Origin of the sequence: Arthrobacter sp. M2012083 (genome assembly GCF_000281065.1) — a bacterium.
Lineage (GTDB): Bacteria > Actinomycetota > Actinomycetes > Actinomycetales > Micrococcaceae > Arthrobacter.
In genome coordinates, this window is sequence record NZ_AKKK01000066.1 from 15,527 (window position 1) to 41,155 (window position 25,629).

A 25,629-nucleotide genomic window follows, 5' to 3' on the forward strand; every position below is an offset into this window, starting at 1 on the left:
TTTAGGCGCGGGCGATGAAGTACGCATTGAACGGGTCCTCCTCCACTTCCTTCACCTCCACGGTCCGGAAGCCGGCTTTGCGAAGCATGTCCGTGGCCAGCTCCTTCCCCCATACCGTGCCCAGGCCGTCGCCGCCTTGACCCAAGGAAACAGCCATGCAGTGGAAGGTGGAAATGGTGTACAGGAAGGCCGCCCACGGGAGCTCCAAGTTCTCCTCCAGCCGGCTTGAAGCATTGATGTCCACCATCAGGAAAACGCCGCCGGGCTTGAGTGCAGCACGGATGTTCTTCAGCACCTCGGCTGGGTGGGCTTGATCGTGGATAGCGTCGAAAGCTGTCACCAAGTCGAACGCCTCGACGATGTCCAGCCGGCTCACATCGTGAAGCTCGAAGCGGACATTCGAAAGTCCCAAGGCCGAGGCCTCGGCGGTGGCAGTCGCCAACGCCTCCGCGGAGAAGTCATAGCCGGTAAAAGTGCTGGCAGGGAAGGTGGACCCCAGCAGGTTCAAGGCGTGGCCCTCGCCGCATCCGATGTCAGCCACGGAGATACCGCTGCGCAGTGCCTCCACGCAATCTGTCAGGGGAAGGATGGTCTCCACGAGTGATACATCGTTCACTGCAGCGCTTTCAGAAGCCATGATGTGATGGAACCGCGGGTAATCCTCGTAGCTTGTTCCGCCGCCCGTCCGGAACGCGTGGACGATCTTCGGGGCCACCTCGCCCATGAGCGGCACGTACTGCAGTGTTCGCGCGAGATTTTCGGTACCCGCACCTGTTACGACAGGAACGAATTCCGGGCGCAGGACATACGTTCCGCTGTCCGGTTGGTAGTCCACGAATCCGGCCGAGGTCATGCCGCCCAGCCATTCCTTGACGTAACGTTCGTTGAGGCCCGACGCATCGGCAATAAGGCTGCCAGGGGCCGCAGGAAGGGCCGACAATGTCTCGAAAAGGCCAGTTTGGTGACCTACCACCACCAAGAGGGCGATGGAAGAATCGTTGAGGATTCCGATCAGTCGGCCAGTGGCCTCTTGGACGGCTTCCGCCGCCGTGGATGCTTCCCGTCCCTCAGCCTGGGTGCTGTTCATCGTTGGTCCTTGATGATGCGGGGGCCGGCCTACGCGGCCCGTTGTCCGTAACTTCAAGGTATGGCCGCGGAGCCTTCCACCGCGTCCGCGAAAACCTGCATCTTTTGGCGCACCATGGGTCAAAACATGCAGGCTCAAGTCCGGGGGTGCTCTGCTATACCGTGATGACGCGCCCAGGCGGCCGCAGCGGTCCTTGAGTTGACGCCGATCTTGGTGAAGATGTTCGCCAGGTGGCGGCTGGCTGTTTTCTCGGAGATGGTGAGGGTCTGAGCTATATGCCTGTTGCTTGAGCCGGACAACACGCAGCCCAGTACTTCCATTTCCCTGGCCGTCAGCCCACCCTGTGCGTGATCAACATGTGGCAAGGAGAACGGTGCAGCTCCAAGCTGCTTACGGATGGCGGCAGCGGTGGCGCGTTCCGCGTCAGCCGCACCGGTCTCGCCCAGCGCCGCCCGGACTGACGATAGTCGCTCATGGATCCGTGCCAGCTCATAGCGTAAATGCTGGGAACGGTAGCCCTGCGCTGCCGCTTCAAACTCGGGCAGCGACTGGAGCCAGCGGCCTCGGGCCATCAACAAAGCGCCCCTGGCATGATGTGCCCAGGCAATCAATCCCGCTGTCCCGTAGTAAGCAGCAGTTCCGTCCAGCTCGCTGCAATAGACCTCAGCACTGTCAGCGTCCCGGGGTGCAAGCAACTCCACGAGCGGCAGCAGCAACCAGGCCCGTCCAAGGCGTCCACGGTCTGCCAACGCGGCGTGGAGATCCGTGAGCGCTTCCTCGTCTTTTCCGGCGTCAGCAAGCAGCAAGGCCGAGCCGGGCTGGGCATCAACGCCGAGTCCACGCGCCATGGCATACGCGGCTGCGGCTCCGGACCTGTTTCCCTGCCGTCGGCGAATGTCTCCCAGTTCATAGAAACAGTCGGCCGCGATCCAAGCATGGGCATTCCGAAGACGCTCGCCGAGGTGCGCCAGTTCCCCCTCTGCCTGCTTCCAGCCACCCTCGGCACTGATCAGCTGCAGTTCGTGGACCCGGACGATCCCCGAGTACATGAAGGACGTGGACAGGCTGGCGCACCACGCCGCCAAAGCGTCAGTCCACCACCTCATGCGGGAGTAGTCGGCCAGTTCATAGCAGAGGTGGATAACGGAGCAGTAGATATCGCCGCCCCACTCCGGCGATACCTGGCCCGCCATCACGGGAAGCAGTGCTTGATCCAGGTCCTCAAAGCCGCGGACTGCCTGTCCGCTCCGGACGGCGGCGAGACCCGACAACATGAACGCGAAACTCTCCAGCTCCGGAACTTTCTGCCTCCGGTTCATGGCGGTCAGCTGGAGGGAAGCAGCAAAGGCGGAGTCCGCATCACCTTCGAGGTAGATTGCGTCGTTGCCCTCCAGATACAGCAAGTATCCGTGCTCCGGAGACTCGGGAAGCCTGTCCAATAGTCGCCGAGCCCGGTTCAGCCATGCCGATGAAACGGCGATGTTCCCGCGGACACCCCACTGCAAGGACAATGTCAGCGCAGCCTTGGCAGCGGCCTGTAACTGTTGACCAGCGACCAATCCGCGAAACACTTCCTCCGAAAGTGCCATGGAACCCTGAACGTCGCCGAGCCACCATCTGGAGCGCGCCAGGATTTCCACGTCTTCCAGGCTCAGCGGAGATTCTTTACCGGCACTTTCCATGGTCCGACGCGCAGCATCCCAGTCTCCACGGGCAAACGCCTCGCGGGCTTCCATCAGCTGCGGTAGCGCTGGTGATTCTGGTTGGTGGAGCGGCGGGTGTGCGGACATGGGCTCTCCATGGGTCGCCACCAGCTTACTGCGGAGGCGCAGGGAACGGGAGGATCCCTAGGCCCGGTTCCAGCCGTACTCGTTCTCCGGCCGGCCAGGGGTGCCATACCGCGGCGCCCTGGTGACCGTTCCGGCGTCGGCAAGGTATTCCAGATAACGGCGGGCGGTGACTCGGGACATCCCCAGCGCGTCCATGACCTCGCTTGCGGACACCGGCCGCTGCCCCGCCCTCACCAGGTCCTTGACTGACTCCAGCGTTGACCCGGAGAGTCCCTTGGGCAGCGGCAGTTCCGTGGGCGCGCGAAGACTCGCGAACGCCTGGTCAACGTCACTCTGCGAGGCCCCTGCTTTGGAAATGCCGGACATCGAGCCCGCCAGCTGTTCACGGAAGGTCCGGTAGCTGCTGAGCTTGTCGGCAAAAGTGGCGTACGTGAACGGCTTGATGAGGTACTGCACGACGCCGATGGACACGGCGCTGCGGACAATGTTCAGTTCACGGACCGCAGTGATGGCGATGATGTCGGCGAAGACGCCCGCGGAACGCATCCGGCGGGCGACGTCCAGGCCGTGAAGGTCAGGGAGGTTCATGTCCAGCAGGACGAGGTCCACGGGGGAGCCGGACGCCGCAAATTCACCGAGGATACGCAAGGCCGACTGGCCATCGGGTGCCGTGCCCACCAAGGTGAAGCCCTCCAAGCGGCCTATGTAGACAGAGTGGGCGTCCGAGGCTATGGGCTCGTCCTCCACCACCAGGACACGGATCTCTGTCATGCCTTCTCTTCCTCGGTAACCGGCGCGGGGAGCAGGACATGGAACTGTGCTCCGCCGGGATTGCTGATGGTCATCGTACCGTTGAGCCGCTCCACAGCCTGACGCACCAAGGCCAGGCCAACGCCGCGGCCATGGGCACCTTGCGGGTTTCCTTCCGGGGACTTCGTGCTGAAGCCGTACTGCAGGACGTCATCGATGGAGTCCGGATTGATGCCGCTCCCCGAATCCCGCACCGTAAATTCGACGGCGGCAGGCCCGGCTTCCACGTCCAGCTCCACCTTCCGGGGAAAGTCGCCGGCAGCGGCCGCGTCAATCGCGTTGTCCAGCAGGTTCCCGAGAATCGTTACCAGGTCCTGGATCTCCAAGCCACGCACGCCGGAGCTACCTGACGTCCGAACCACCAGTTCCACGCCGCGTTCGTGGGCTTCCGCAGCCTTCCCCATCACCAGGGCGCTCATGACGGGCTCGTCCACGGAAGCCACCATGTCATCGGTGAGTTGCTGGCTGAGCTCAAGGTCCTTGGTGGCAAAGTCCAAGGCCTGGGGAGTGCGGCCCAACTCCAGCAGGGAAACGATCATATGGAGCCGGTTTGCATGCTCATGTGTTTGGGCCCGCAGGGCATCGGAGAGGGTCTTCATCGTCTGGAGCTCCGTGCCCAGGGACTCGATCTCGGTACGGTCGCGGATAGTGGCCACCGTGCCGTACACGGCGGGTTTCTGCCGGCCTCGCCCAGGCGCCGGCCCTACTGCCGGGGCCTGGTTGACCACCAGGATCCGGGAACCGGTCAGATGGATTTCGTCATGTGCTGGCCTACCCGACTCAAACAGCGCTCGCAGGCTGCCATCGAAGGGAAGATCGGCGAGTTTCGGGGCGTCGGCAGGGGACCGGTCGGCGTCGGAGGGCTCCAGGCCCAGGAGCTCTGCGGCTTGGTCGTTGTACATGACCGCCTTGCCGTGCGTGTCAATCAGGATCACGCCTTCGCGGACGGAGTGGAGGACGGACTCGTAGTAGGCGAACAGTTGTGCCAACTGTTCGGGTCCCCATCCCCGCGTGACGGAGCGAAGATAGCGGCCCAAGAGCCAGGATGCCACTGATCCGAAGAACAGGACCACCAGAGCGATGACGCCAATCACTCCCAGCCTTTCGGCAACGTCGGTGTCCACGGTGCGGACCGTGATGCCGGCAGCCACCAGGGCCCTGACACTTCCGCCGGCGTCCTTGACGGGAGCGATGGTTCTGACCGACGGACCCAGGGTTCCTGCAGTAACTTCGGTGAAAGTTTCGCCGCCGAGGGCCGGCTCTATGGTCCCGATGTAGGGCTTGCCCAGTTCCTCGGTCCGGGGGTGGGTCCAGCGTGTCCTGTCCGGAGCCATGATGGTGATGAAATCCGCATCGGCGTCGTCCATGACTTCCCGCGCATAGGGCTGGAGGATTGCTGAGGGATCAGCCGTTGAAGAGGCCTCCAGGACAAGGGGATTGTTGGCCAGGGACGTGGCGATCGCCTGCATCCTTCCGCCGGCTTCGTCGTAGGCCCTGTCCCTGGCTTCCACCACGGAGAACGCACCGAAGACCGCTGTCAGCACCAGGACGAACAACAGATTCGCCACGAACAAGCGGCGGGCGATGCTCCAGCTGTGAAACACGTGGGCCTCCCATGACCAATATGACCGCAACGGTGATGTGTGTCACCCGCGGCTCAATGATGGATATCACACAAGGGCAGCGGATTGGACATTAGTGCAGGACCGCGGCGCCTTACACAGTATCCAGAAGGAGAATCCCATGACCTCTCAACGAGGAGAGTCGGCAGTAGCCGCCAAAGGTGGACGCAAGGGGCTCGACAAGTCGCATTACCTGTACATCGCGGTCATCCTGGCCGTCGTGCTCGGCGCCGTAGTCGGCCTGATGTTCCCCGAGGTCGGCAAGTCGCTCAAGCCGCTCGGTGACGGCTTCATCAAGCTCATCAAGATGATGATTGCCCCGGTGATCTTCTGCACCATCGTCCTGGGCATCGGCTCCATTGCCAAAGCCGCAACCGTTGGCAAGGTCGGAGGACTCGCCCTGGGCTACTTCGTGGCAATGTCCACGTTTGCCCTTGCCATCGGCTTGGTGGTGGGCAACCTGATCCACCCGGGCGAGGGGCTCAAGCTGACCCCTTACGACCCCACCAAGAAGGCCGATACCAACAGCACAGTGGACTTCCTCCTGGGAATCATCCCCGGCGACATCCCGGTCCTGCCCACCCTTCTGGCTGCCATCCTGGTCGGTTTCGCACTGCAGAAGATGGGAAAGCAGGGTGCACCCATCCTCACCGCCATCGGTCACGGACAGCGCCTCGTGTTCCGCATCCTCATCATGATCATGTGGCTTGCCCCGGTTGGAGCGTTCGGCGCCATCGCCGCCGTCGTTGGTGCCACCGGCGCCCAGGCGATCCTCAGCATGTTCACGCTGATGCTTGCTTTCTACGTAACGTGCGCACTGTTCATCGTGGTCATCCTCGGTACGCTGCTCCGCGCAGTGGCCGGAGTCAACATCTTCAAGCTCATGAAGTACTTGGCCCGCGAGTACCTCCTGATCTTCTCCACTTCTTCCTCCGAGGCAGCCCTGCCCCGCCTGATCGCCAAGATGGAGCACCTTGGTGTCTCCAAGCCGGTTGTCGGCGTCACCGTCCCTACGGGCTACTCCTTCAACCTTGACGGTACGGCGATCTACCTGACCATGGCATCGCTCTTCGTGGCCAACGCCATGGGCACGCCGTTGGATCTCGGGGCCCAGATCTCGCTGCTGGTCTTCATGATCATCGCTTCCAAGGGTGCTGCAGGCGTCACGGGTGCCGGGCTTGCCACCCTGGCCGCCGGCCTCCAGGCACACAAGCCGGAGCTCCTGGGTGGCGTGGGCATGATCGTTGGAATTGACCGCTTTATGTCCGAGGCACGTGCCTTGACCAACTTCACCGGCAACGCTGTTGCCACAGTCCTCATCGGCACCTGGGTGAAGGAAATCGACAACGGCCAGGTAGAGCGTGTCCTCTCAGGCAGCGAGCCCTTCGATGAGCAGACCATGATCGCCCATGGCGGCGAAGAAGAGGCTGCACCCGAAGCTGAAAACCGCGAGAAGGCCACGGTCTGACAGGAAGAGCTCCACGGCAGTACAGTGAGGCGAAGGCCGGCACCCCACCGGGGGCCGGCCTTCGCTGTTCCCGTTGGCGGAACGCGGCAAGCCAGGCAACCTTCGACCTCAACCAGAGGGTCAAGGCTCACGAACCGGCCAATGTCAAGTTCCCCAAATAACCGTGTCGGGCGCTGTAGCCTAAAGGGGTAGCAGCGCTGTCGCCGGGGGCGCAGCGGCAGGGAAGATCGTCGTCGAAAGAGTGGTTAGATACGTGAGCATCGAACGGGGAACAGCTACGCTGGAAGGCACCGAGCTCGATCTGGAAGACGCCATCATGGGGCCCACGGGCCGTCCTCACCGCGAATTCCCGGAACCCGCTCCACTGGCCTCCCACGGACCGGCGAGAGTCATTGCCATGGTCAATCAAAAGGGTGGCGTGGGTAAGACCACCTCCACGATCAACCTGGCGGCTGCGCTGGCAGAGTACGGCCGGCGTGTCTTGTTGGTGGACTTTGACCCTCAAGGGGCGCTGTCCGCCGGCCTCGGGGCAAACCCGCACGAGCTCGACCTCACCGTCTACAACGTGCTCATGGACCGCAAAGTCAACATCCGCGATGCCATCCAGCAGACCGGTGTTGAAGGCGTTGACCTCTTGCCCGCCAACATTGATCTTTCCGCCGCCGAGGTCCAGCTCGTCAACGAAGTCGCCCGTGAGCAAGTCCTGGACCGGGCGCTTAAGAGCGTTGAGGACGATTACGACGTCGTACTGATCGACTGCCAGCCGTCGTTGGGCCTGCTGACAGTAAATGCGTTGACTGCAGCCCACGGCGTCATCATCCCGCTGATCTGTGAGTTCTTCGCCTTGCGTGCCGTCGCACTCCTGGTGGAAACCATCGAGAAAGTACAGGACCGACTCAACCCGCGGCTGCAGGTGGACGGCGTCCTTGCCACCATGTACGACGCACGTACCCTGCACAGCCGCGAAGTCATCTCGCGCTTGGTGGAGGCATTCGGGGACAAGGTCTTTGAGACTGTCATCAAGCGTTCCATCAAGTTTGCAGATGCCACCGTGGCCGCCGAACCCATCACCAGCTACGCCGGAAACCACATCGGCGCCGACGCTTACCGCCGCCTTGCCAAGGAACTGATTTCGCGCGGCGGCGCGCCCTAGCGGACGGTGGGACCGTCAATCGCCCCCACCGCTGAAGCGGAAGCGCCCGACGCCGGTACCTCCGAAGCCCGTAAAGCCGGCTTCGAGGTACGCCTCGCTAACTTCACGGGCCCCTTTGACCTTTTGCTCGGCCTCATTTCCAAGCACAAGCTGGATATCACCGAGGTGGCGTTGGCGACGGTCACCGATGAATTCATCAAGTACATCCGGCGCCTTCAGGAGCTGGGGGAGGACTGGGCGCTGGATGAAGCCAGCGAGTTCCTGGTGATCGCTGCGACGCTGCTGGATTTGAAGGCGGCGCGCCTCCTGCCTGCCGGTGAGGTGGAGGACGCTGAGGACATCGCGCTCCTGGAGGCCAGAGACCTGCTGTTTGCCCGTCTGCTCCAGTACAAGGCCTTCAAGCAGATCGCCGGGATCCTGGGCGGAACCCTTGAACAGGAAGGCCGGAGGTACCCGCGGCAGGTTGCGTTGGAAGGCCATTTCGCTGCGCTGCTTCCAGAGCTCGTGTGGCGGCACACACCGGAGCAATTCGCGGAACTGGCCGCCAAAGCACTCAAGCCCAAAGATTCCGCTCCTGCCGAGGTGGGCTTGGACCATCTCCACGCTCCGCCCGTGAGCGTCAAGGAACAAGCCGAAATCATGGGCTACCGCTTGAAGCTGGGCGCGCCGCTGTCCTTCCAAGCGCTTATTGCCGACGCCGAAACTACTTTGGTGGTGGTGGCACGTTTCCTTGCGTTGCTGGAGATGTTCCGCGACCGCGTGGTCGCGTTCGAACAGCCCGGGCCGTTGGCTGAGCTGACGGTTCGGTGGACAGGTGATGACGCCGGCTGGGACAGTTCCAGCCTGAGCGAGGAGTACGAATCAGGAACAGAAGCAGGTCGAAGCGGGGATGGCGCCAATGAGTGAGCCGGAAGCAGTCGAGGACGGCTTGGCTGAACTGGAAGCCCTGCCCGGCGGTGCGCGGGCAGCGTTGGAGGCGGTCCTTATGGTCATTGATGAGCCGGCCACCTCGGAAGAGCTGGCCGCCGGACTCAACGTGACGGTCGCCGTCGTCGAGGATTTGCTGCAGGACCTGCAGCGGGAGTATAGCGGCTATACTGGTAAGGCCCCGGACGTGGATGCTGTCGGCTTTGCCGCTGCCAGTACTGCACCCCGGGGTTTTGAATTGCGGAACGTCGCCGGTGGGTGGCGGATCTATTCACGGTCGGAATTTGCTGACATCGTGGGCAGATTCGTCCTGGAGGGGCAGACCACCAGGCTCACTCAGGCAGCGCTTGAGACCCTGGCGGTGATCGCTTACCGGCAACCGGTCTCAAGGGCCCGGGTGTCTGCCATTCGCGGCGTCAACGTCGATTCCGTAGTCCGGACGCTTACCCAGAGGGGTTTGATCGAGGACTCCGGAAACGATCCCGAATCGGGAGCTGTCCTTTACCGGACAACCTCGTACTTCCTGGAACGGATGGGCATCGGCTCGGTGGCTGAACTGCCACAGCTCTCGCCGCACCTTCCGGGTTTGGAAGGGATCGACGAGTACTACGACGCAAGCCGGATGTAGCCACGGCCCACATCGGCACTGCAAGACAACTTCATACTGATTCACGGCACCTGACCTAGGTGCACAGCGACAAGGGGCAGACGATGTCTGCCCGGCTGGCTAGTGTTGATTTCAACACCCATTGCCGGCCATTACTACACAAGGACGGGTCATGACACAGGCGGGACGCCAGAGTTCACCACGTAACGGTTCGGGACGCAACAGCTCCGGACGCAATGAGGCCAAGGGCGGCACCGGCCGCTCCAACGCCGGCGGCTTCTCGGGCCGCGGCGGCAGCGCCGGCGCTGGAAAGCGCAACTTCACCCAGGGCGAAGGACGCCCCTTCAAGGCATCGAAGCCGCGCGAAGCGGCCCCTTTCGATCCTGACAACCCCACAACTGCGGGCGATTACGATCGCGGCCAGGCAGCCAGGCCTGCGAAGCCCTTCCGCAAGCCAGGCTCCAACAAGCCCGGCTTTGGCAAAGCCCCGGGCACTCCGGGCGCCCTGAAGCCCAAGGCGAAGCCTGCACGGCAGTACGGGTCCAAGGCCTTCGGCAGCGAACGCTTTGGCCAGAACCTGGGCCCCATCCGGAAGCCGGGTCGCAACCGCGGTCCGCGCCAGGAAGTCCCGCAGTCCGACCTTCACGATGTTGACGGCGTTCGCCTGCAGAAGGTCATGGCACAGGCTGGTGTGGCCTCACGCCGTGTGTGCGAGGAAATGATCCTCGAAGGACGCGTCGAAGTTGATGGCGTGGTTACCACCGAACTTGGTATGCGAGTGGACCCCACGTCCGCCGTGATCCACGTTGATGGCATCCGGATCCAGCTGGACGAAACCCTTGTCTACATGGTCTTCAACAAGCCCAAGGGCGTCGTTTCCACCATGGAGGACCCCGAGGGCCGTCCCTGCATCAGCGACTTCCTCAAGAACAACAAGAACAAGGGCGAACGCCTGTTCCACGTCGGCCGCCTCGATGTCGCCACTGAGGGACTGCTGCTGCTGACCAACGACGGCGAACTCGCGAACCGCTTGACGCACCCTTCGTATGAGGTGCCCAAGACGTACCTGGTCCAGGTGCGTGGTCCGTTCCCGCAGGGCGTGGGTGCGAAGCTGAAGAACGGCGTCGAGCTTGAAGACGGCGTAGCTGCAGTGGATTCCTTCCGCTTGGTGGACTCCACTCCGGGCCACGTCCTGATCGAGGTTGTCCTGCACTCGGGCAAGAACCGCATTGTGCGCCGTATGTTCGACGCCGTCGGCTTCCCGGTGGAGCGTCTTGTCCGCGTCAAGGTAGGTCCCATTGGCTTGGGCGACCAGCGCCAGGGCAGCATCCGCAACCTCGGCAGGCAGGAAGTCGGACACCTCCTGGCATCGGTGGGACTCTAGGGCATGTCGGCATTCGGTACGCGCGGCAGGGGCCATCTTGATGGCCCGGTCGTCGTCCTCGGTACAGGCTTGCTTGGAGCCAGCATCGGCCTGGGCCTGCGCGGACGCGGGGTCCCGGTTTTCCTTTTCGATCCTTCGCCCACCAACCAGGCGGTCGCGGTGGATATCGGTGCGGGACGTCCGTTGGGGGAGTTGGATGAAGAACCCCAATTGGTAGTTGTCGCGGCTCCGCCGGATGTTACTGCAGACGTTGTGCAGAAGGCACTGGCGGACTACCCGTCAGCCGTGGTGGTCGATATTGCCAGCGTTAAAGCCACCATCCAGGCCCAGCTTCGGGAACGCGGCGTGGACCTTGCCCGCTATGTGGGAACCCACCCCATGGCAGGCAGGGAGAAGTCAGGCCCGGTTGCGGCCAGGGGAGAGCTTTTCACGTCCATGCCCTGGGTGCTTTGCCCTTCCGAAGAAACGTCGGATGCCGCAATTCAGGCTGCACGTTCGCTTGCGGGGGATCTGGGAGGGATCGTTTCCCAGTTCACCGCGGACGAGCACGATGAAGCCGTGGCGTTGGTGTCGCATCTGCCGCAGATCATGTCTTCCCTTCTGGCGAGCCGTCTGCAGGGCACGCCGCTGCATGCCCTCTCCTTGGCGGGCAACGGACTCCGGGACACTACCCGCATTGCAGCCAGCGATCCCACCCTCTGGGTACAGATCCTGGGTGGCAATGCAGAGAAGGTGGTGTCCATCCTGCACGGTGTGCGCGAGGACCTGAACCGATTGATCGGCACCTTGGAAGAACCGCTTGCCCCCGGTGCGCGGCTTGACCTTGCCCAGCTGATCAGCGAGGGGAATGCAGGGCAGGCCCGGATTCCGGGCAAGCACGGCGGACCTCCCCAGGCGTACTCGTGGCTCACCATCCTGGTGGATGACAAACCTGGCCAGATCGCGCACCTCCTCACGGAGATCGGCGAGATCGGGGTGAACCTTGAAGACCTTCGGCTCGACCATTCGTCGGGACAGAACGTGGGCATGGTGGAGCTTTCCGTGCTGCCGAGCAAGCATGACCTCCTTGTTGAAGCATTGACCGATCGTGGATGGCGGGTACTCCAGTAATGACGCGTGAATTTTTTGGCCCGGAGACAGTTGCCCGTCCCGGCAAGCCGCTCGTGATCGCAATCGACGGCCCTTCAGGTTCCGGCAAGTCCAGCGTCAGCAAGGAAGTTGCCCGGCGCTTGAAACTGGCGTACCTGGATACCGGTGCGATGTACCGGGCGCTGACGTGGTACTGCCTCAAGACCGGCGTTGACCTTCAGGATGGCGCTGCGGTGGAGCAGGCTTCCAAAATCATGCCGCTGGAGATCAGCACCACCACTGCCACGGAGTATGTGGCGGTTGATGGCACGGACATCACGGACGAAATCCGGGATCCTTTGATCTCCTCATCGGTCAGTGCTGTCGCCACGACGCTCGGTGCCCGCACCGAGCTGATCCGTCGCCAGCGTGAGCTGATCGATCAGCACCACCGACGCATGGTGGTGGAGGGACGCGACATCACCACCGTCGTCGTTCCCAATGCTGAGGTCCGCATGCTCTTGACCGCCAGCGAGGAAGCCAGGATGCGGCGTCGTGGGATCCAGCTGGGCGGCACGCAGACCAAAGAACAGCTCAATGCCCAAGTCATCCAGCGTGACGCCAAGGACTCAACGGTAGTGAACTTCACCCAAGCGGCTGACGGCGTGGTGACACTCGACTCCTCGGATCTGAACTTTGAGGAAACTGTCCAGACGGCCTTGGCGATCGTGAGCAAGGTTATTTATGGTGACTGAGAATCAGCTCCCCTCTGTAGGGAGCAAGATGTGGAGCCGACCGGTTGGTTGGTTCCTGGATCACGTCATCTACCGGACCATCGTGGCGGGCAAAGGCAATGTTCCCGCAGCCGGACCCGTGATATTTGCCGCGAACCACATCAGCTTCCTGGATGGGCCTGTGATGTTCGGCGCGTCGCCGCGCCCCATGCATATCCTCGTTAAAAAGGAGATGTTCAAGGGCTTCCTGGGCTCTGTCCTGAGGGGGTCCGGACAGATTCCAGTGGACCGCACCGGTGACCGTACGGCCCTGCATGTAGGCAAGAAACTGCTCGACGCCGGTCGTTGCGTAGGGATTCTTCCCGAAGGAACGCGGGGGAGCGGCTCGGCCGAAAGCATCAGCAATGGAGTTGCGTGGCTCGCCCTCAACTCTGGTGCCACCGTCATTCCTGTGGCCATCCTCGGAACCCGCCAAGGTGATGAGCATCGAGACCACATCCCCAAACCCCGCCGCAAGCTCCATGTCAGCTTCGGCGAACCCATCACGGTGAAGCGCCGGAAGGGCGAACCCGGGCGTGTTTCAATGGACAGGGCGGCTGCGGAGATCCGTGAAGCCCTGGCCGAACACGTCAAGGACGCCATCCGGGCCACGGGCCAGGGCCTTCCCCTGGAACCTGCGCCCGGCGAACCCACTTCGCAGCACCGCCATACAGCAGTAGCCGGGACGCCGGCAGACCACCACTAAGGAAAGTGCAATGAGCGATACGACTCAAAAATCCGGCCTCCACGGAGCCGGCGACGACGAATACACGCCCACCGGCACCGACCAGGTGGCGGAAAACCTGGCGGCCCTGGACGATGACGAGGCCGAGCTCCGCGCGGCCACCCTCCGGGCCGGCCTGGACGATTACGAACTCGACGAAGAAGATGCTGCGCTGCTCAGCGGCGAATACGGCGATGAAGGTGACGAAGGTCCCCTCAAGCTGGACCCGGTTTTGGCCATCATCGGCCGCCCGAACGTGGGTAAGTCAACGTTGGTCAACCGCATCCTTGGCCGCCGCGAAGCCGTTGTCGAGGACACCCCGGGCGTTACCCGCGACCGCGTCATGTACTCGGCGCGCTGGAACGGCCGCAACTTCACCCTGGTGGATACCGGTGGTTGGGAGCACGACGCCAAGGGCATCCACGCCCGCGTGGCCGAGCAGGCCGAAATGGCTGTTGAGCTTGCCGACGCCGTGCTTTTCGTCGTTGACTCTGCCGTTGGCGCGACCGCCACGGATGAGGGCGTCATGAAGATGCTCCGGAAGAGCAAGAAGCCGGTCATCATGGTGGCCAACAAGGTGGACGACTTCGCGCAGGAGGCCGATTCCGCTGCACTGTGGGGACTGGGCTTCGGTCAGCCGTACCCGGTCTCGGCCCTGCACGGCCGTGGCGTCGCCGACCTCCTGGACCACGTCATGGACACGCTGCCCGAGTACTCGCTGGTGGATGGCGTGGAGCGTTCCGGCGGTCCCCGCCGTATCGCCCTGATCGGTCGCCCGAACGTTGGTAAGTCCTCCCTGCTGAACAAGCTCGCGGGCTCCGAGCGCGTTGTGGTGGATCCGCTGGCCGGCACCACCCGCGACCCGGTTGACGAATTCATCGAACTTGGCGACCGCACGTGGCGTTTCGTGGACACCGCGGGAATCCGCCGCCGCCAGCACATGGCGCAGGGCGCCGACTTCTACGCTTCCCTGCGTACGCAGGCCGCCCTCGAAAAGGCGGAAGTCGCCGTCGTGCTTCTTGCCGTGGACGAGGTCCTCAGTGAGCAGGACGTCCGTATCCTGCAGCTGGCCATTGAGTCCGGCCGTGCGCTGGTGCTCGCCTTCAACAAGTGGGACCTGCTGGATGACGAACGCCGCCGTTATCTGGAGCGTGAAATCGAGCAGGACCTGGCCCACGTGGAGTGGGCTCCCCGCGTGAACATCTCGGCCAAGACCGGCTGGCACAAGGACCGCCTTGTCCCCGCGCTGGACACTGCGCTGGAGAGCTGGGACCGCCGCATCCCCACCGGACGCCTCAACGCGTTCCTCGGCGAGCTCGTGGCAGCGCACCCACACCCGGTCCGCGGCGGAAAGCAGCCGCGCATCCTCTTCGGCACCCAGGCATCCAGCCGCCCGCCGAAGTTCGTGCTGTTCACCACCGGCTTCCTGGACCCCGGATACCGTCGCTTCATCACGCGCCGCCTCCGCGAAACGTTCGGCTTCGAGGGAACTCCCATCGAGGTCAACATGCGCGTCCGCGAGAAGCGTGGCAAGAAGCGCTAAGTGAGACGGGCATCACAGCGCACTTTGGCTGTGATGGCGTCTTCGACCTCCAACTTCGTGTAAGCTTTTGGAGGTGGTTCGGCCGGACTGCTTAGGTGGGACTCTTCGGAGGAAAACTTAGGCGGAGAACGGTAGGACCAGCGGGCTGTAGCGCAGCTTGGTAGCGCACTTGACTGGGGGTCAAGGGGTCGCAGGTTCAAATCCTGTCAGCCCGACCATAAAGGCCGGAATCACGTGGAAAACACGGTGATTCCGGCCTTTGGTCGTTAAGCATCCGGCCCATCCCCGCCTTGTTCGATTCCCTCGTAGTTGAACGCCGGGGGATTCGAACGCGGCAGGGGAAGAAGGGCTAAGCCCTCTGCAGCGCGCCGAGCGCCCTTACCAGCGGTTCCAGCTCCGGCACGGACTCCGCAGCCTCAAGAGCCGAGGCAAGGGTCTGGTCGTGCACAGGCTTGGCCGCCTCGAGGAGCTTCTGGCCGGGCACCGTCAGTTCGGTGTAGATGCCGCGGCGGTCGTCGGCGCAAAGGATGCGCGTGAGCAGGCCCCTGTCCTCAAGGCGATTGACCAGCCGGGTGGTGGCGCTGCTGGACAGGGCGGTGGCGCGTGCCAGCTGCTGCATCCGCATGTGCCAGCCGTCCTGGCGACTCAGCGCATCCAGCACCGTGTACTCCACCACCGAAAGCTCACTGGAGACCTGGAGTGCCTTCTCCAGCTCTGCTTCGATGCTTCCGTGCAGGGCGGCAAGGGTTCGCCAGCCCTGTGCCCGTACTTCTACGGCGTCATCCTTGATGCCCATGTTTGCTGTGCTCCTGCCTTGATGTGGTGTAGATCCGGACCCGCCACAATTAGTTGCTTGCGCAAGTAACTAGCGTGTGCAACTATATATGGAGCGTCTGCAACTATTATTCTACGGTTCCCGACGACGCATTTCCACTTCTGATCGGAACCACACTTTTAAGGAGCTCCATATGCCCGCAGGGTTGATTGCCCTCGCCCTCGGTGGATTCGGTATTGGATTGACCGAATTCGTGATCATGGGCCTCTTGCCGGAAGTTGCCGCAGACTTCAAGGTCAGTGAGGCTTCGGCAGGCTGGTTCATCTCCGGCTATGCCCTCAGCGTCACCGTCGGCGCACTTCTGGTGACGGCTGCAGTCACCAGGCTGCCGCGAAAGCCGGTCCTTGTCGGCTTGCTCGTACTTTTCATCGCCGGCAACTTCTTGTCCGCGATAGCCGACAGCTACGCGGCCATGATGATCGGCCGCATCATCGCTGCCCTCTGCCATGGCGCGTTCTTCGGCATCGGGTCCGTAGTTGCCGCGAGCCTGGTGCCTGCACACAAGAAGGCCGGGGCCATTGCCGTGATGTTCACCGGCCTCACTGCGGCCAACGTCCTGGGGGTTCCGTTTGGAACGCTGCTGGGCCTGAACTTCGGTTGGCGCTCAACTTTCTGGGCGATCACTGTCATCGGACTTGTTGCGCTGATCGGCATTGCGCTTATGGTCCCCAACGCAAACGCGGAATCCACCACGGGTCTCCGCAACGAACTCGGCGCGTTCAAATCCGGTCAGGTGTGGCTCTCCCTCGTTGTCACCATCCTCGGGTTCGGCGGCATGTTCGGCGCCTTCACCTATATTGCGTTCACTCTCACGGAGGTGTCGGGATTCGAATCCGGCGCAGTGCCGTGGCTCCTGGTGCTCTTCGGGGGCGGCCTGTTCGTTGGCAACTTCCTCGGGGGCAAGGCCGCCGACAAGGCTTTGGACAAGTCCCTCACCGTCATCCTTGCCGGACTCGTGGCTGTGCTGGTTTTCTTCGCCCTCACCGCGTCCAACAGCACCGCCACTTTGGTGTCGCTGGCGCTCATGGGCGGCTTCGGATTTGCCACAGTACCCGGTCTCCAGATGCGCGTGATGCACTATGCCTCCACGGCGCCTACTCTCGCATCCGGCGCGAACATCGGCGCGTTCAACCTTGGTAACGCACTCGGGGCCTGGCTCGGTGGCGTGGCCATCACCGCCGGCCTCGGCTACACCTCGCCCATCTGGGCTGGAGCCGGAATTACCGTTGCCGCGCTGCTGGTCATGCTGGCGGCCGCGGCAGCAGCAAAGCGTAGGGGAGCGGCGGCACCTGCTGTAAGTCCCGACGTCGAACGCGAACCGCGTGAGGCCCCCGTCGCCTGACGCCGGACTTCGAAGCAAGGACGCAAAGCGAAGAAGCCCGCCACGGATATCCGATGGCGGGCTTTCGGCGTCCTAGGCGCTGGGGGTAATGTCCTGTGCTTGTGTTTCGGCATTCTTCGCAGCCCGGACGCGTTGGTTCTCTGCTTGCCTGAGCACTTTCATTTGCTTGCCCCTACGGCGCCAGAGTGCCCAGAGAATTGTGACTGCGATGAAGACCACCACGGCGGCAACAGCGGAAATGGCTGTCCAGGTTGTGAAGAATCCCGCATCCACGCTCAAGGTCCGCTGGCCGGCATGGGCCGACTCCGTACTGCCGAAGGCGATTCCGGCGGTGAGCAGGTTGGGCGTGGCGATGGCGACGGCCACCAGGACAAGAGCAATTTTCCAGGGCCACGACACCGCTTTGCGGGTGGCTTGCCATGCTACGACGAGCGGAACGAACGTGAAGACGAAGCCGTAGAACATTCCCACCAGCACGCTGGCTCCAAGGTCGCGCCGGATCTGTCCGGCGATGACATCGGACCACCAGCGGGGAAGGACGGCCCCGAGGATGAAGTAGGCCGCCACAGCGACAAGTACTGCCACCAGGATCAGGATTGTTTTTACGCCCCAATTGCGCTTTTTCTGAGCTGGTACTTGTGCTTGTTCGGTCATGGGTCAATCATGGCAGAGACCCCATGAGGCGCAGGGGAAATGTGCCTATACTTTCAGCGGTGGCCATCAGCAAGGCCGCCGTCGAGGTTCGTAAATGTCCCGATGAAAGGCCACCAGTGAGCAATATTCCGGAAGAACTTTCCTACACAGCAGAACACGAATGGGTTACCGCTCCAGATGCCGATGGCGTAGTGCGCATTGGCATCACCGACTTCGCACAGGATGCCCTGGGTGACGTTGTCTACGCCCAGATGCCTGAACCGGGGACGAAAGTCACCGGCAATGAAGTTGTTGGCGAAGTGGAGTCCACAAAAAGTGTCAGTGATATCTACGCTCCGGTGACCGGTGAAGTCACCAATCGAAATGACGCCCTGGACACTGATCCGGCCCTGATTAACTCGGACCCGTACGGCGAGGGATGGCTCATTGAAGTAAAACTTGCAGAAGCTGATGCAGTGGATTCCCTGCTCAGTGCATCGGAGTACGAACAACAGGTAGGCTAAAGTTATCTGGCCCGTCAGGCCGCTTTCCCAAAACAGGGAAAGCGGGACGGCGGGCCAGCAACCGATTTGCCCGGCGGTACCGGGAGGCGGAAGTGGCCGGCAGGGTTTGGAACTGCCGGCGGATGAGGAGGAAATTCCATGGTTGGCGGCGAACAGAATCAAGCCAATGTCGGGAACGGCGCGGAGGAACAGCCGACGTCGGAGACCACCTCGATCAGCATCACGCCAACGTGGGACGAGCCCAGCATTGCCCCCAAGTTGGCTCCTGAAGAGCGTGCATCCGTAGACGCACTTCCGCCGAACTCAGCATTGCTCATTGCGCACAGTGGGCCCAACGCCGGCGCTCGTTTCCTGCTGGACGCGGACACCACCACGGCCGGGCGGCACCCGGATGCCGACATCTTCCTGGATGATGTCACGGTTTCCCGCAAGCATGTTCAGTTCATCCGGACGGCGTCCGGCTTCGAGCTGGTGGACATGGGGAGCCTCAACGGAACGTACGTCAACCACGACCGCGTGGACCGCGTGCAGCTGAAGAGCGGCAACGAGGTGCAGATCGGCAAGTTCCGGTTGACCTACTACCTGAGCCCTGTCCGCGCAGCAGGCCAAGTCTGACGGGGTATCTGCCTGTGGCTATGGCCCAGCAGGACCGCCGCGGACCGCAGGTCCTTAACATCGGGGAAGTCCTTGCCCAGTTGAGCGACGACTTTCCCGGCATGACGGCGTCCAAGATTCGTTTCCTGGAGGAAAAAGGCCTCATTAACCCCAAGAGGACTCCTGCGGGTTACCGGCAGTACTCGGACAGTGATGTTGAGCGGCTCCGTTTTGTCCTGGCACTTCAGCGTGATCAGTACCTGCCACTGAAGGTCATTAAGGATTACCTCGATGCCATCGACCGCGGTGAGAGGCCGGAAAATCTCCCTCCGGGTGTCACCGTGTCGCCCAGGGTGGTCTCGGCGGAAATGGCAGCGGAAGTGCAAGGTCGGGCCCGCGCGCTCACCGAAGAGCAGTTGCGCGCCGAGTCGGGTGCCAGTGTCCCCTTGCTTGAATCCCTCCTGAGCTTCGGATTGATCGCCCACGTGGGCGGCAAGTTCGACGAGCACGCACTTCAGGTAGCCCGGGCCTGTGTCCAATTGGAGGGACACGGCCTCGAGCCTCGCCACCTTCGCCCCTTCCAAGCTGCAGCCGAGCGGGAGTTCGGCTTGGTGGAACGCGCTGTTGCGCCGCTGACGTCGCGGCGGGACGCTGCTTCACAGGCTCGTGCCGCCGAGGCTGCCCGTGAGATCAGCGATCTCTGTCTCACCCTGCACAGGGCCTTGGTCCACGACCGAATCTCCCGGATGGACAGCTGATGATCGAAGTCGAAATCGTCGGCGTCCGGATCGAACTGCCGTCCAACCAGCCGCTGGTACTCCTGCGGGAGATCAATGGCGAACGGCATGTTCCGATCTGGATCGGCACGCCTGAAGCCAGTGCCATCGCGTTGGCGCAGCAGGGCGTTGTCCCACCGCGCCCTATGACGCATGACCTCTTGGTTGATGTTGTCGAATCTTTGGGCCATTCCATCATCAGCGTGAACATTGTGGCCGTGGAAGACAACATCTTCTATGGGCAGCTGCAGTTCGACGACGGCACGGTAGTCAGTTCAAGGGCTTCGGATGCATTGGCCTTGGCATTGAGAGCCAAGTGCCGTATCTGGTGTGCCGATGCGGTCATGGAAGAAGCCGGTGTGCGCATCACCGAGCATGATGAAGGTGAAGACTCGGAGCCGGATCCCGCAGTGGACGAAGAGCGCGAGATGCGTCGCTTCCGCGAGTTCCTGGATGACGTGGAGCCGGAAGATTTCGAGGGCTGAGTCACCCTAAGGCTAAAGTTGAGGGTGAAACTTTCGACACGACGGGATTTCGGAGCCAAGGTCTTTGACCTCGGCGCTTCCCGGGCCTAACGTCGAAGTTATCAAGTTCCCGTTGCATACACTGCCGACGCAAGTCACACTGGAAGGTGCGGACTTGCGGGAATTACACTGCTGCATTTCGCCGTTGTACCAGAGTATGCACCGTCCCCAAGGGAACTGAGAACAAGGAGGTCACGTGAGTCCGAAAGGCGAAGCAGGCGAGCTGAAGCAGTCCTCTGCCGGTATTGCTGCGCCCGCATCCGGCGCCCAAGGTTTGCTCTTCACGGAGGACCTTCCCGTGCTGGACGAGGACGCGGGCTACCGCGGCCCCACCGCATGCAAAGCCGCAGGCATCACTTACCGCCAGCTGGATTACTGGGCACGTACCGGCCTGGTTGAGCCTGCTGTCCGTGGCGCTGCGGGCTCCGGTTCCCAGCGTCTCTACGGCTTCCGGGACATCCTTGTTCTGAAGGTAGTCAAGCGCCTCCTTGATACTGGCGTCTCCCTCCAACAGATCCGCAGCGCAGTGGAACACCTTCGCGAGCGGGGCGTCGAGGACCTGGCCCAGATCACGCTGATGAGCGACGGTGCCAGCGTCTACGAATGTACATCCGCTGACGAGGTCATAGACCTCGTTCAGGGCGGACAGGGCGTCTTCGGCATCGCCGTTGGGCGCGTATGGCGGGAAGTTGAGGGAAGCCTGGCCGCACTTCCGAGCGAGCATGCCGCGGAGCAGTCCTTTCCCGACGACGAACTGAGCAAGCGGCGCGTCGCGCGGCGAATCGGCTAAACCCCGGACCACTGAATTCAGCCAAGAAGAAGGCCTCGTCCCTAGGGGGACGGGGCCTTCTTGTTGTATTGCGTACGGAGGCGCTTAGCGTTGTCGGCGCTCGCGCGTCGAGGACTGTCCAGCCAACAGGCTCCCTAGGAGGGCATCAAAGAGTTTGGCGGCATTCTTGGCAGAGTCTCCGGGCCAGTGGTGGACCGAGTGTGCTGCCCCTTGGATCTGCTGCCAATTGGCCTGCTCCGGAATGTGGGGCGTCAGGAGCAGTTCGCCGAACATTGATTCCATTTCAGCCAAGCGGAAGGTGTGTTCGGCCGAACCGGTGCGCACCCGGTTGGCCACGATTCCTGCCGGGGCCAGGTTGGGAGCGAATTCCTGCCGGAACAACTGAATAGCTCGCATGGTGCGTTCGGTACCGGCCACGGAGAAGAGCCCGGGCTCTGCGACGAGGACGACGCGATCGCTTGCGCTCCAAGCCATGCGCGTCAGGCCGTTGAGGGAAGGAGGGCAGTCGACCAGGACGAGTTCGTAGTTGGTGGTCCCTGCCAGGACGGCTGACAGCCTGCGAAGGTCGCGTCGGCCCAGATCCGGCCGATCATAGATTCCGGTGAAGGCCGAACCCACTGCGACGTCCAAGGTGCCGCTGCTGGACCCGTTGGAAACCCAGGAACTGCCGGCCACATTGCCGGCGAGGTTGGCTTTTCGGGGGCTTTTCAGCATTCGGCCGATGTCGAGTTGCCCGCCCGGCTGGACGCCAAGTGCCGTGGTGGCGTCGGCGTGTGGATCGAGGTCCACTACCAACGTGGGAATACCGGCTGCGAGGGCCGCGGACGCCAGACCGGTGGTCACGGACGTCTTTCCCACTCCACCCTTGAGGCTGCTGATGCTGACTACTTGCACTTGAAAACCCAAAACCTAACGCCGGTTGCCGTATCGCGCTGATTCGCTCCGGAAGCGCCGGAGCCGGGGCTTGCCGAAGCCCCCTGAACATCATATGGTGCATCGCGGTCGATTCCCGCTTTCTACGCGCCAGGCCGCTGGGGATACGCGGGGGCAATAGCATGCGACCGGATCGCGCGCACGCATATACAGCCCAGATGACGATTCCTTTGTGATGGTTGCCACAAAGATTTGTGTTTGATGCTGGCGGCACTACACACTGTGACCACCGACCGATCCACCCGCAATGATGCAGGAGAAGTATGTTTTCGAAAATTCTGGTGGCCAATCGCGGCGAAATCGCGATCAGGGCGTTTCGCGCTGGTTATGAACTGGGCGCCAAGACCGTAGCCGTCTTTCCGCATGAGGACCGTAACTCGATCCACCGGCAGAAGGCCGACGAAGCGTACCTGATCGGCGAGGTGGGCCATCCCGTCCGCGCCTACCTGGACGTAGAGGAGGTTGTCCGTGTCGCCAAAGAAGCCGGCGCTGACGCCATTTACCCCGGCTATGGCTTCCTCTCCGAGAACCCGGACCTCGCCCGGGCGGCCAAGGCAGCAGGCATCACCTTCGTGGGCCCGCCCGCGGAGGTCCTGGAGCTTGCAGGCAACAAGGTTGCCGCCCTGGAAGCCGCTCGTAAGGCCGGCGTCCCGGTCCTGAAGTCGAGCAAGCCCTCCAAGGACCTTGACGAGCTGATCGCTGCCGCCGACGAGATCGGCTTCCCCATCTTCGCCAAGGCCGTTGCCGGCGGTGGCGGCCGTGGCATGCGGCGTGTTGAGACGCGCGAAGCCCTCCCCGAAGCATTGCAGTCCGCCATGCGTGAAGCTGATGCGGCTTTCGGCGATCCCACCATGTTCCTTGAGCAGGCAGTTCTGCGTCCCCGCCACATCGAAGTGCAGATCCTGGCCGACGCCGAAGGCAACGTCATGCACCTCTTCGAGCGTGACTGTTCGCTACAGCGCCGCCACCAGAAAGTGGTGGAGATTGCCCCCGCACCGAACCTGGATGAGAACATTCGCCAGGCTCTTTACCGCGACGCCGTGGCATTCGCCAAGGCCTTGAACTATGTTAACGCCGGAACCGTGGAGTTCCTGGTGGACACAGAAGGGGAGCGGGCCGGCCAGCACGTCTTCATTGAGATGAACCCCCGCATCCAGGTGGAGCACACCGTCACGGAGGAAATCACCGACGTTGACCTCGTGCAGGCCCAGATGCGGATCGCGTCAGGGGAAACCCTTGCGGACCTGGGGCTGAGCCAGGATTCGGTGTCCATCAAGGGTGCGGCGCTGCAGTGCCGTATCACCACAGAGGACCCGTCCAACGGATTCCGTCCTGACGTTGGAAAGATCACTGGCTACCGTTCTGCCGGTGGCGCCGGTGTCAGGCTCGACGGCGGTACGGTCTACTCGGGTGCCGAGATCAGCCCGCACTTTGACTCCATGCTGGTGAAGCTGACGTGTCGTGGCCGTGACTACCCTGCGGCCGTAGCCCGCGCGCGTCGTGGTTTGGCTGAGTTCCGTATCCGTGGCGTGTCCACCAACATTCCCTTCCTGCAGGCTGTTCTCGCGGATCCGGACTTCAATGCCGGAAACGTGGCCACGGACTTCATCGACAAGCGCCCTGAACTGCTGAAGTCGCACATTTCTGCAGACCGTGGCACCAAGTTGCTCACTTGGTTGGCTGAGGTCACCGTCAACAAACCCAACGGCGAGCTCGCTGTCCATTCGGACCCAGCGAGCAAGCTGCCGGCGATCGATGGCCCGGTTCCCACGTCGGGTTCGCGCCAGAAGTTGATCGAACTTGGGCCGGAGGGCTTTGCCAAGGCTCTCCGTGAGCAGCAGGCGGTGGCTGTCACGGACACCACGTTCCGCGATGCCCACCAGTCGCTGCTGGCAACACGGGTGCGCACCCGTGACCTCGTGGCCGCCGGTCCGGCAGTGACGGCACTCATGCCCGAGCTGCTGTCCGTGGAGGCCTGGGGTGGCGCAACGTACGACGTCGCGCTCCGCTTCCTCGGTGAGGACCCGTGGGACCGCCTGGCCGCCTTGCGCAAGGCGTTGCCGAACACCTGTATTCAGATGCTGCTCCGCGGACGCAATACCGTCGGCTACACCCCGTACCCGGAAGAGGTGACGGAGGCCTTCGTTAACGAGGCTGCCGCTACGGGCATCGACATCTTCCGTATCTTTGACGCCCTCAACGACGTCAACCAGATGGCCCCCGCAATCCGGGCGGTGCGTGCAACAGGGACTGCCGTCGCTGAGGTGGCTCTCTGCTACACAGGCAACCTCCTGGACCCGAACGAGGACCTCTACACCCTCGACTACTACCTGGACCTGGCCCAGAAGATCGTGGACGCCGGTGCCCACATCCTTGCCATTAAGGACATGGCGGGCCTCCTGCGTCCGGCTGCTGCCGCGAAGCTGGTTTCTGCCCTGCGTGAGCGCTTCGACCTGCCGGTGCACCTGCACACCCACGACACCGCGGGTGGTCAGCTTGCCACTCTGCTGGCTGCTGTCGACGCTGGCGTGGATGCCGTTGACGTGGCATCTGCATCCCTGGCGGGCACCACGAGCCAGCCCGCCGCGTCGGCGCTGGTCGCTGCATTGGCCAACACACCCCGCGATACCGGGCTCAGCCTGACTAACGTCGGTGCCCTTGAGCCCTACTGGGAAGCCGTCCGTCGCGTCTATGCCCCCTTCGAATCCGGTCTTCCGGGTCCCACTGGCCGCGTCTACCAGCACGAAATCCCCGGCGGCCAGCTGTCAAACCTTCGCCAGCAGGCCATCGCCTTGGGCCTTGGGGAGCAGTTCGAGGCCATTGAGGACATGTACACGGCAGCTGATCGGATCCTGGGCCGCTTGGTGAAGGTCACTCCTTCCTCCAAGGTGGTGGGCGATCTCGCGTTGCACCTGGTAGGACTCAACGCCGATCCCGCGGACTTCAACGAGAACCCGCAGAACTACGACATCCCGGACTCCGTGATCGGCTTCCTCTCCGGGGAGCTCGGTGATCCCCCCGGAGGCTGGCCTGAGCCGTTCCGCACCAAGGCCCTTCAAGGCCGCAGCGTCAAGGTGCGGGACGTTGATATCAGTGCCGAGGACAGCGCCGCGCTCAAGGGTGATTCCAAGACGCGGCAGCACACGCTGAACCGTTTGCTCTTCGCAGGACCCACCAAGGACTACCTGAAGAGCGTTGACACCTACGGCAACATCTCCGTGCTGGACACCCGTGACTACCTGTACGGTCTCCAGCAGGGCGCAGAGCACGTCATCGAGCTGGAGAAGGGTGTTCGCCTCATTGCCCAGCTTGAGGCTGTCTCCGAGGCCGACGAGAAGGGCATGCGCACCGTGATGTGCACGCTCAATGGCCAGTCCAGGCCCGTTGTTGTTCGTGACCGTTCGGTGGTAAGCAACGTCAAGGCCGCTGAGAAGGCGGATCCTGCGCAACCAGGCCAGGTTGCCGCCCCGTTTGCAGGCGCGGTTACGGTAACGGCCAAGGTGGGCGATGTTGTCAACGCCGGCGACACTGTTGCCACCATTGAGGCGATGAAAATGGAAGCGTCCATCACGACGCCGGTGGCCGGCACGGTCTCCCGCCTCGCCATTTCCTCGGTTGAGCAGGTCCAGGGCGGCGACTTGCTGCTGGTGATCGGTTAGCCATCCACCTAAGAAAGTACCCCGTCCGGAAGAATCCGGACGGGGTACTTTTTTCTGCTACTC

At 62.7% G+C, this 25,629-nt stretch carries 23 protein-coding genes and 1 tRNA gene; 17 read left to right on the forward strand and 7 right to left on the reverse strand.

What is annotated here, in order from left to right; all coding sequences use genetic code 11:
• Window position 1: 1 nt before the first annotated feature.
• The 4 genes from A477_RS0120895 to A477_RS0120910 form a co-directional block, all read right to left on the reverse strand.
• On the reverse strand, window positions 2-1,087 hold the full coding sequence (locus A477_RS0120895; protein WP_017200800.1) for a class I SAM-dependent methyltransferase: 1,086 nt from the start codon (window positions 1,085-1,087) through the stop codon (window positions 2-4).
• 134 nt (window positions 1,088-1,221) lie between these two features.
• Complete coding sequence (locus tag A477_RS0120900; protein ID WP_017200801.1) at window positions 1,222-2,877, reverse strand: helix-turn-helix domain-containing protein; 1,656 nt, start codon at window positions 2,875-2,877, stop codon at window positions 1,222-1,224.
• 57 nt (window positions 2,878-2,934) lie between these two features.
• Window positions 2,935-3,648 carry a response regulator gene (locus A477_RS0120905; RefSeq protein ID WP_017200802.1) on the reverse strand — a complete coding sequence of 238 codons (714 nt, stop codon included), beginning with the start codon at window positions 3,646-3,648 and terminating at the stop codon, window positions 2,935-2,937.
• Complete coding sequence (locus tag A477_RS0120910; protein WP_017200803.1) at window positions 3,645-5,291, reverse strand: sensor histidine kinase; 1,647 nt, start codon at window positions 5,289-5,291, stop codon at window positions 3,645-3,647. Before A477_RS0120910 ends, A477_RS0120905 begins: the two co-directional genes overlap by 4 nt.
• Before the next feature lie 139 nt (window positions 5,292-5,430).
• Between A477_RS0120910 and A477_RS0120915 the strand changes: the two genes are divergently transcribed.
• From A477_RS0120915 to A477_RS0120960, 10 genes are all read left to right on the forward strand, one after another.
• The gene (locus tag A477_RS0120915; RefSeq protein ID WP_017200804.1) at window positions 5,431-6,777 is read left to right on the forward strand and encodes a C4-dicarboxylate transporter DctA; all 1,347 of its coding nucleotides are present in this window, start codon (window positions 5,431-5,433) and stop codon (window positions 6,775-6,777) included.
• Window positions 6,778-7,030: 253 nt separating this feature from the next.
• Complete coding sequence (locus A477_RS0120920) at window positions 7,031-7,930, forward strand: ParA family protein (RefSeq protein WP_011774377.1); 900 nt, start codon at window positions 7,031-7,033, stop codon at window positions 7,928-7,930.
• Between the two features lie 6 nt (window positions 7,931-7,936).
• A complete protein-coding gene (locus A477_RS0120925) occupies window positions 7,937-8,836 on the forward strand; it encodes a segregation and condensation protein A (RefSeq protein ID WP_017200805.1) in 900 nt (299 codons plus the stop codon).
• Entirely contained in the window at window positions 8,829-9,485 is a 657-nt protein-coding gene (scpB, locus tag A477_RS0120930; RefSeq protein ID WP_026005817.1) for an SMC-Scp complex subunit ScpB, read from the forward strand. Before A477_RS0120925 ends, scpB begins: the two co-directional genes overlap by 8 nt.
• Before the next feature lie 151 nt (window positions 9,486-9,636).
• Window positions 9,637-10,848 (forward strand): pseudouridine synthase, encoded by a 1,212-nt coding sequence (locus A477_RS0120935; RefSeq protein ID WP_017200807.1) that lies wholly within the window; start codon window positions 9,637-9,639, stop codon window positions 10,846-10,848.
• A 3-nt stretch (window positions 10,849-10,851) separates the two neighbouring features.
• A complete protein-coding gene (locus tag A477_RS0120940) occupies window positions 10,852-11,958 on the forward strand; it encodes a prephenate dehydrogenase (RefSeq protein WP_017200808.1) in 1,107 nt (368 codons plus the stop codon).
• The gene (gene cmk, locus A477_RS0120945) at window positions 11,958-12,671 is read left to right on the forward strand and encodes a (d)CMP kinase (protein ID WP_017200809.1); all 714 of its coding nucleotides are present in this window, start codon (window positions 11,958-11,960) and stop codon (window positions 12,669-12,671) included. The genes A477_RS0120940 and cmk overlap by 1 nt, the downstream gene beginning before the upstream one ends.
• Before the next feature lie 28 nt (window positions 12,672-12,699).
• Window positions 12,700-13,395, forward strand: a complete 696-nt coding sequence (locus A477_RS0120950; protein ID WP_017200810.1) for a lysophospholipid acyltransferase family protein — start codon at window positions 12,700-12,702, stop codon at window positions 13,393-13,395.
• Between the two features lie 10 nt (window positions 13,396-13,405).
• Window positions 13,406-14,956: a ribosome biogenesis GTPase Der gene (gene der / locus A477_RS0120955; RefSeq protein ID WP_017200811.1), complete on the forward strand. Its 1,551-nt coding sequence runs from the start codon at window positions 13,406-13,408 to the stop codon at window positions 14,954-14,956.
• A 141-nt stretch (window positions 14,957-15,097) separates the two neighbouring features.
• A tRNA-Pro gene (locus A477_RS0120960) sits at window positions 15,098-15,174 on the forward strand.
• A gap of 131 nt (window positions 15,175-15,305) precedes the next feature.
• Here A477_RS0120960 and A477_RS0120965 read toward each other — a convergent pair.
• Window positions 15,306-15,752 carry a MarR family winged helix-turn-helix transcriptional regulator gene (locus A477_RS0120965; protein ID WP_017200812.1) on the reverse strand — a complete coding sequence of 149 codons (447 nt, stop codon included), beginning with the start codon at window positions 15,750-15,752 and terminating at the stop codon, window positions 15,306-15,308.
• A 172-nt stretch (window positions 15,753-15,924) separates the two neighbouring features.
• Here A477_RS0120965 and A477_RS0120970 point away from each other — a divergent pair, with 172 nt between their 5' ends.
• Window positions 15,925-17,133: an MFS transporter gene (locus tag A477_RS0120970; RefSeq protein ID WP_017200813.1), complete on the forward strand. Its 1,209-nt coding sequence runs from the start codon at window positions 15,925-15,927 to the stop codon at window positions 17,131-17,133.
• Between the two features lie 72 nt (window positions 17,134-17,205).
• On the opposite strand, the gene A477_RS0120975 is transcribed toward A477_RS0120970, so the two are convergent.
• On the reverse strand, window positions 17,206-17,787 hold the full coding sequence (locus tag A477_RS0120975) for a hypothetical protein (RefSeq protein WP_017200814.1): 582 nt from the start codon (window positions 17,785-17,787) through the stop codon (window positions 17,206-17,208).
• Window positions 17,788-17,903: 116 nt separating this feature from the next.
• Here A477_RS0120975 and gcvH point away from each other — a divergent pair, with 116 nt between their 5' ends.
• The 5 genes from gcvH to A477_RS0121000 all read left to right on the forward strand — a co-directional run bounded on the left by gcvH (window position 17,904) and on the right by A477_RS0121000 (window position 20,974).
• Entirely contained in the window at window positions 17,904-18,290 is a 387-nt protein-coding gene (gcvH, locus tag A477_RS0120980) for a glycine cleavage system protein GcvH (protein ID WP_017200815.1), read from the forward strand.
• Window positions 18,291-18,428: 138 nt separating this feature from the next.
• Window positions 18,429-18,905 (forward strand): FHA domain-containing protein, encoded by a 477-nt coding sequence (locus A477_RS0120985; RefSeq protein ID WP_011774388.1) that lies wholly within the window; start codon window positions 18,429-18,431, stop codon window positions 18,903-18,905.
• 20 nt (window positions 18,906-18,925) lie between these two features.
• Window positions 18,926-19,642, forward strand: coding sequence for a transcriptional regulator FtsR (gene ftsR, locus A477_RS0120990; RefSeq protein ID WP_017200816.1), 717 nt, complete (start codon window positions 18,926-18,928; stop codon window positions 19,640-19,642).
• Window positions 19,642-20,145, forward strand: coding sequence for a bifunctional nuclease family protein (locus A477_RS0120995; protein ID WP_017200817.1), 504 nt, complete (start codon window positions 19,642-19,644; stop codon window positions 20,143-20,145). Before ftsR ends, A477_RS0120995 begins: the two co-directional genes overlap by 1 nt.
• Window positions 20,146-20,380: 235 nt before the next feature.
• Entirely contained in the window at window positions 20,381-20,974 is a 594-nt protein-coding gene (locus A477_RS0121000; RefSeq protein ID WP_017200818.1) for a MerR family transcriptional regulator, read from the forward strand.
• Window positions 20,975-21,058: 84 nt separating this feature from the next.
• Here A477_RS0121000 and A477_RS0121005 read toward each other — a convergent pair whose 3' ends face one another.
• Window positions 21,059-21,868 (reverse strand): ParA family protein, encoded by an 810-nt coding sequence (locus A477_RS0121005; protein ID WP_017200819.1) that lies wholly within the window; start codon window positions 21,866-21,868, stop codon window positions 21,059-21,061.
• A 302-nt stretch (window positions 21,869-22,170) separates the two neighbouring features.
• Between A477_RS0121005 and A477_RS0121010 the strand changes: the two genes are divergently transcribed.
• Window positions 22,171-25,566 (forward strand): pyruvate carboxylase, encoded by a 3,396-nt coding sequence (locus A477_RS0121010; RefSeq protein ID WP_017200820.1) that lies wholly within the window; start codon window positions 22,171-22,173, stop codon window positions 25,564-25,566.
• The last annotated feature ends 63 nt before the right edge of the window (window positions 25,567-25,629 follow it).

What these genes read in the sequence shown, in the direction of transcription:
- A477_RS0120895 (WP_017200800.1), bottom strand. Translation starts at nt 1,087, where the DNA reads ATGAACAGCACCCAGGCTGAGGGACGGGAAGCATCCACGGCGGCGGAA.
- A477_RS0120900 (WP_017200801.1), bottom strand. Translation starts at nt 2,877, where the DNA reads ATGTCCGCACACCCGCCGCTCCACCAACCAGAATCACCAGCGCTACCG.
- A477_RS0120905 (WP_017200802.1), bottom strand. Translation starts at nt 3,648, where the DNA reads ATGACAGAGATCCGTGTCCTGGTGGTGGAGGACGAGCCCATAGCCTCG.
- A477_RS0120915 (WP_017200804.1), top strand. Translation starts at nt 5,431, where the DNA reads ATGACCTCTCAACGAGGAGAGTCGGCAGTAGCCGCCAAAGGTGGACGC.
- scpB (WP_026005817.1), top strand. Translation starts at nt 8,829, where the DNA reads ATGAGTGAGCCGGAAGCAGTCGAGGACGGCTTGGCTGAACTGGAAGCC.
- A477_RS0120935 (WP_017200807.1), top strand. Translation starts at nt 9,637, where the DNA reads ATGACACAGGCGGGACGCCAGAGTTCACCACGTAACGGTTCGGGACGC.
- A477_RS0120940 (WP_017200808.1), top strand. Translation starts at nt 10,852, where the DNA reads ATGTCGGCATTCGGTACGCGCGGCAGGGGCCATCTTGATGGCCCGGTC.
- cmk (WP_017200809.1), top strand. Translation starts at nt 11,958, where the DNA reads ATGACGCGTGAATTTTTTGGCCCGGAGACAGTTGCCCGTCCCGGCAAG.
- A477_RS0120950 (WP_017200810.1), top strand. Translation starts at nt 12,700, where the DNA reads ATGTGGAGCCGACCGGTTGGTTGGTTCCTGGATCACGTCATCTACCGG.
- der (WP_017200811.1), top strand. Translation starts at nt 13,406, where the DNA reads ATGAGCGATACGACTCAAAAATCCGGCCTCCACGGAGCCGGCGACGAC.
- A477_RS0120965 (WP_017200812.1), bottom strand. Translation starts at nt 15,752, where the DNA reads ATGGGCATCAAGGATGACGCCGTAGAAGTACGGGCACAGGGCTGGCGA.
- A477_RS0120970 (WP_017200813.1), top strand. Translation starts at nt 15,925, where the DNA reads ATGCCCGCAGGGTTGATTGCCCTCGCCCTCGGTGGATTCGGTATTGGA.
- A477_RS0120975 (WP_017200814.1), bottom strand. Translation starts at nt 17,787, where the DNA reads ATGACCGAACAAGCACAAGTACCAGCTCAGAAAAAGCGCAATTGGGGC.
- A477_RS0120985 (WP_011774388.1), top strand. Translation starts at nt 18,429, where the DNA reads ATGGTTGGCGGCGAACAGAATCAAGCCAATGTCGGGAACGGCGCGGAG.
- ftsR (WP_017200816.1), top strand. Translation starts at nt 18,926, where the DNA reads ATGGCCCAGCAGGACCGCCGCGGACCGCAGGTCCTTAACATCGGGGAA.
- A477_RS0120995 (WP_017200817.1), top strand. Translation starts at nt 19,642, where the DNA reads ATGATCGAAGTCGAAATCGTCGGCGTCCGGATCGAACTGCCGTCCAAC.
- A477_RS0121010 (WP_017200820.1), top strand. Translation starts at nt 22,171, where the DNA reads ATGTTTTCGAAAATTCTGGTGGCCAATCGCGGCGAAATCGCGATCAGG.